The 4308-nt window shown below is 64.6% G+C and carries 5 protein-coding genes; 3 read left to right on the top strand and 2 right to left on the bottom strand.

Annotated elements, in window-relative coordinates; all coding sequences use genetic code 11:
- The coding region (locus EOA36_RS29070; RefSeq protein WP_145969359.1) for an antibiotic biosynthesis monooxygenase at positions 1-272 on the top strand (272 nt) is incomplete at its 5' end.
- A gap of 135 nt (positions 273-407) precedes the next feature.
- Here EOA36_RS29070 and mbfA read toward each other — a convergent pair.
- Positions 408-1391 carry an iron exporter MbfA gene (gene mbfA, locus EOA36_RS29065; RefSeq protein ID WP_127280439.1) on the bottom strand — a complete coding sequence of 328 codons (984 nt, stop codon included), beginning with the start codon at positions 1389-1391 and terminating at the stop codon, positions 408-410.
- A gap of 174 nt (positions 1392-1565) precedes the next feature.
- Between mbfA and EOA36_RS29060 the strand changes: the two genes are divergently transcribed.
- Positions 1566-1889 carry a hypothetical protein gene (locus EOA36_RS29060; protein ID WP_127280438.1) on the top strand — a complete coding sequence of 108 codons (324 nt, stop codon included), beginning with the start codon at positions 1566-1568 and terminating at the stop codon, positions 1887-1889.
- Positions 1890-2236: 347 nt separating this feature from the next.
- Positions 2237-3214: a threonine/serine dehydratase gene (locus tag EOA36_RS29055; protein ID WP_127280437.1), complete on the top strand. Its 978-nt coding sequence runs from the start codon at positions 2237-2239 to the stop codon at positions 3212-3214.
- Between the two features lie 30 nt (positions 3215-3244).
- Here the strand turns inward: EOA36_RS29055 and EOA36_RS29050 are convergent.
- Positions 3245-4308: ABC transporter permease (locus EOA36_RS29050; RefSeq protein WP_145969358.1), on the bottom strand; the 1064-nt coding region annotated here is incomplete at its 5' end.

Below are 4308 nucleotides of genomic sequence, written 5' to 3'. Positions count from 1 at the left end.
TGCGTCCGCTGCTCGACGGCATCGATGGATTCATTTCCGTCGAGCGCTTCCAGAGCCTGGCCGACCAGAACCGGGTGCTGTCGCTGTCATTCTGGCGCGACGAGGAGGCGGTCAAGGCCTGGCGCAATACGGAAGAACACCGGCAGGCGCAGCAGGCCGGGCGCGGCGGTATCTTTGCCGGCTATAGATTGCGGATCGCCCATGTGGTGCGGGACTACGGGCTGACGGAGAGGGACGAGGCGCCGGCGGACAGCCGGGCGGTGAATGGGTAGCGCCTTCCCTTCTCCCCTTGTGGGATGAGGGGTGTTCCAGCGGAGTGAGACGTTGGTGTTCCCTGGAACACCCCTCATCCGACCTCGCTTCGCGAGGCCACCTTCCCCCACAAGGGGGGAAGGAAGAAGCGCGCCTCACGCATTCCCGATCAGCACGCCGGCCGCGAACACCAGGGCGCCGCCCAGCACCACCTGGAAGGCGGCGCGCAGGAACGGGGTCTGCATGTAGCGATTCTGGACGAAGGCGATGGCCCACAATTCGAAGAACACCACCACGGCGGCAACGGCGGTGGCCGTCCAGAAATGCGGGATGAGGTAGGGTAGCGCGTGGCCGAGCCCGCCCGCGGACGTCATGACGCCGGTGGTGATGCCGCGTTTTACCGGCGAGCCCCTGCCCGACAATTTGCCGTCGTCGGAAGCGACCTCGGTGAAGCCCATTGAAATGCCGGCGCCGATCGAGGCGGCCAGCCCGACCAGAAAGGTCTGCCAGGTATCATGGGTCGCAAAGGCGGCGGCGAAGATCGGCGCCAGCGTCGAGACCGATCCATCCATCAGACCAGCCAGCCCGGGCTGCACGTAGGTCAGGATGAACTGGCGCTGTTCGGCGGCGGCCTCTTCGTCCTTCACATCGCCCGGTACGTGCGTCTGCTCCAGCGCATGAGCCGAGCTTTCATGGCCCTGTTCGGCCGCGGCCAGGTCGCCGAGCAGTTTGCGGGTCGAGGCGTCGGTGGTGCGCTTGGCCGCCTCGACATAAAACAGATAGGCCTGTCGCTCCATCGCCTCGGCCTGGCGGCGCACGGCCTCGACGCCGAGCGGCCGCACCAGCCAGTCGGGCTTGCGCTCGTAATAGCCCTTCACATGTTCACGGCGGATCAACGGAATGCGCTCGCCGAAGCGCTTGCGGAAGAGTTCGATCAGCGAGTCGCGATGGCCGTCTTCCTCCTCGGCCATGGCTTCGAACAGTTTGGCCGACTGCGGGAAAGTCTCGGCCAGCCCGTCCGCATAGGCCCGGTAAATGCGCCCGTCATCTTCCTCCGATGAAATGGCCAGCGCCAAGATCTCCTGTTCGGAGAGCGATTCGAAGGGGCGGCGGCCGAAGCCGAAAACACGGGAAAGCATGAGAAAATCATCCTAGTTTAGAATGGTTCTAAACTAAGGTTTACGGCGTCCGTGGTCAATCGCGCGCTTGGCCGGCGGTTCAAGAATAGTTGAAGCCCCGGTCTGGGTATCGCTCTTCATTATCAGTGAATGTTCGCCTATATCTGGAGCCAAGCCATAAAAAGGAACGAGCTGATGACGGCAAAGACGCCTCCGCACGCCTATGATCCGAAACCGGTCCTCGATCTCATCGCCAGCATCGAGGCCGACCTGCAGCGCCTGAAGGGCCTGGTCGAGCAGCAGGTCGAGAAATTCGACCCCGCCAATCCACACAACAAGGCGCCGGACGGCAAGCTGACCGAGGAAGGCGTCGAGTGCTGCTACCGCATGTTCGACGAAGGCAAGTCACGCTATACGGTGGCCCAGCAGATGAAGATCTCGTTCGCCGCCGCCACGCATCGGTTCAACGGCTGGCGCAAGCTGGGCGGGAGCAAACGGCAGCGGACGTTGCTGGGTTAGGATTGGGCTAAGGGCCCTTGGGGCAGGACGCGGCCAATTGCCAAGGCTAGCGCCACCCCTCATTGCCCTGCCGGGCATTTCTCCCCGTATAGTGACGGGGAGAAAACAGCTGACCTCGGCGGCAAGCGCCCTGTCCCCGTGACTATACGGGGAGTTGAGGAATGGTCCGCGTAGCGGACGAAAAGCCAACTGCTTGGCTTTTCGAATGACGAGTGCCGGCAGGCAGGTGAGGGGCAGCACCGCCCGCCGTTCTGACTCACCAACTTTGTCCCTGTCACATTTTTTCGTTGGCATCGCGCAAGCCTTTCCGTGCACCATGGCCGGATCGCATCACCACAGGACCCGTCATGACCACCCCTCCCGGCATCGCCGACATCCACGCCGCCGCCGCACGCCTCTATGGCCTGATCGTCGAGACCCCGTTGCTCGAATCGCAGGAGCTGAACCGGCGCTTCGGCGGCCGCATCCTGTTCAAGCCGGAGACGCTGCAGCGCACCGGGTCGTTCAAGTTCCGCGGCGCCTACAACAAGCTGTCGTCACTGAGCGAGGAAGAGCGGTCCCGTGGCGTCGTCGCCTTTTCCTCGGGCAACCATGCGCAAGGGGTGGCGGCTTCCGCCGCCATGTTCGGCGTCAAGGCGGTCATCGCCATGCCGGCGGATGCGCCGGACATGAAGATCGCCAATGTCCGCAAGATGGGAGCGGAGGTGGTGCCCTTCGACCGTTTCAAGGACGACCGCATGACGGTGGTCCGTCCCTATCTGGACAAGGGCATGGCGTTGGTGCCGCCCTTCGACGACCCGGCCATCATTGCCGGCCAGGGCACGATCGGACTGGAGCTGGTGAAGCAGGCGCGGGCGCTCGGCGTCAGGCTCGATGCGGTCGTCATTCCCTGCGGCGGTGGCGGCCTGACCAGCGGCATTTCCGTTGCGGTCAAGGGTGCCTCGCCCGGCACCGGGATCTGGGCGGTCGAGCCCGAGCATTTCGACGACACGCGCCGCTCGCTGGCGGCGGGCCCCAGGGTCTCGAACGAGCCGGGTTACAGTTCGATCTGCGACGCCATCCTCACCGCCGAGCCGGGCGCCATCACCTTCGAGATCAACCGCCGCAACCTCGCCGGCGCCATCGCGGTTTCCGACAGAGCGACCGCGCAGGCGATGCGCGACGCCATGGCCCATCTCAAACTGGTGGTCGAGCCCGGCGGCTGCGTCGGGCTGGCGGCGCTGTCGTCGGGCGAGATAGACCTTGCCGGCAAATGCGTCGCCGTGGTGCTCTCCGGCGGCAATGTCGATTTCGGCACCTATGCCGAGATCATGGCGGCGGCTTAGAGGCGTCGGTCATTCGGTGGCCCCTAACCTCTAATCCAGCGTGCGGCGGAACCGGAGCAGAGCCGTGCCTGCAAACACCACCACGAACAGCACCAACCAGCCGACCTCGGCTCCTATCGCATGGAAGTCGGCACCCTTGAGCATCACCGCCCGGGTGACGCGCAGGAAATGCGTGAGCGGAAAGATCTCGCCCAGCACCTGCGCCCAACCGGGCATGCCGCGATAGGGGAACATGAAGCCCGACAGGAGCAGCGACGGCAGGAAGAAGAAGAAGGTGAGCTGCATCGCCTGCATCTGCGAGCGTGCCATGGTCGAGATCGTGTAGCCGAGCAGCACCAGCGCCAGCACAAAGACAAGCACCGCCGACAAAAGCAGCGTCAGCGAGCCGACGAACGGGATGCTGAACAGGAGCTTCGCCGCGGTCAACACCACCGCCACCTGCACCGCGCCGACGACGAGGAAGGGCAGCACCTTGCCGAGCATGATCTCGGCCGGGCTGGAAGGCATCGCCAAAAGGTTCTCCATCGTGCCGCGTTCGGTCTCACGGGTCAGCGCCATGGCGGTCATCATCACCATGGTCATCTGCAGGATCACGCCGAGCAGGCCAGGCACGATGTTGTATTGCGAGATGCCTTCGGGATTGTAGCGCTGGTGCACCACCACCTGCAGCTGCCCCCTGGCGCTTTCAGCGGCCGCCGCCTGCATGCCCTGCGCGCGCAGCAGCGCTTGGCTCGCCACCTTGCTCAATGTCGAAACGGCGCCGCTCGCCGCCGACGGGTCGGTTGCGTCGGCCTCGATCAGGATCTGCGGGTTGTCGCCGCGCTCGACCCGCCGGGCAAAATCGGCGGGGATCGTCACTACGAAAGAGACAGCGCCCTTGGCCATCAGTTCCTCGGCCTCGGCGGCGCTCTGCGCGACATAGTCGAAGTGGTAGTAACCCGTCATCTGCAGGGCGGAGGCCATGGCGCGCGTATACTGGTCGTTGCTGATGGCAACGAGCGCCGTCGGCAGGCTCTTGGGATCGTTGTTGATGGCGAAGCCAAACAGCACCAGTTGCAACAGCGGCACGCCCAGCATCATGGCGAAGGTGATGC

The sequence above is a fragment of the Mesorhizobium sp. M8A.F.Ca.ET.021.01.1.1 genome (assembly GCF_003998025.1).
Lineage (GTDB): Bacteria > Pseudomonadota > Alphaproteobacteria > Rhizobiales > Rhizobiaceae > Mesorhizobium.
Note: the sequence above shows the minus strand (reverse complement) of the source record. Positions and strands in the feature narration are given on the sequence as shown.

Bases quoted from the DNA above. Each gene is read 5' to 3' on its own strand.
- EOA36_RS29060 (WP_127280438.1), top strand. From the start codon at position 1,566: ATGACGGCAAAGACGCCTCCGCACGCCTATGATCCGAAACCGGTCCTC.
- EOA36_RS29055 (WP_127280437.1), top strand. From the start codon at position 2,237: ATGACCACCCCTCCCGGCATCGCCGACATCCACGCCGCCGCCGCACGC.
- mbfA (WP_127280439.1), bottom strand. From the start codon at position 1,391: ATGCTTTCCCGTGTTTTCGGCTTCGGCCGCCGCCCCTTCGAATCGCTC.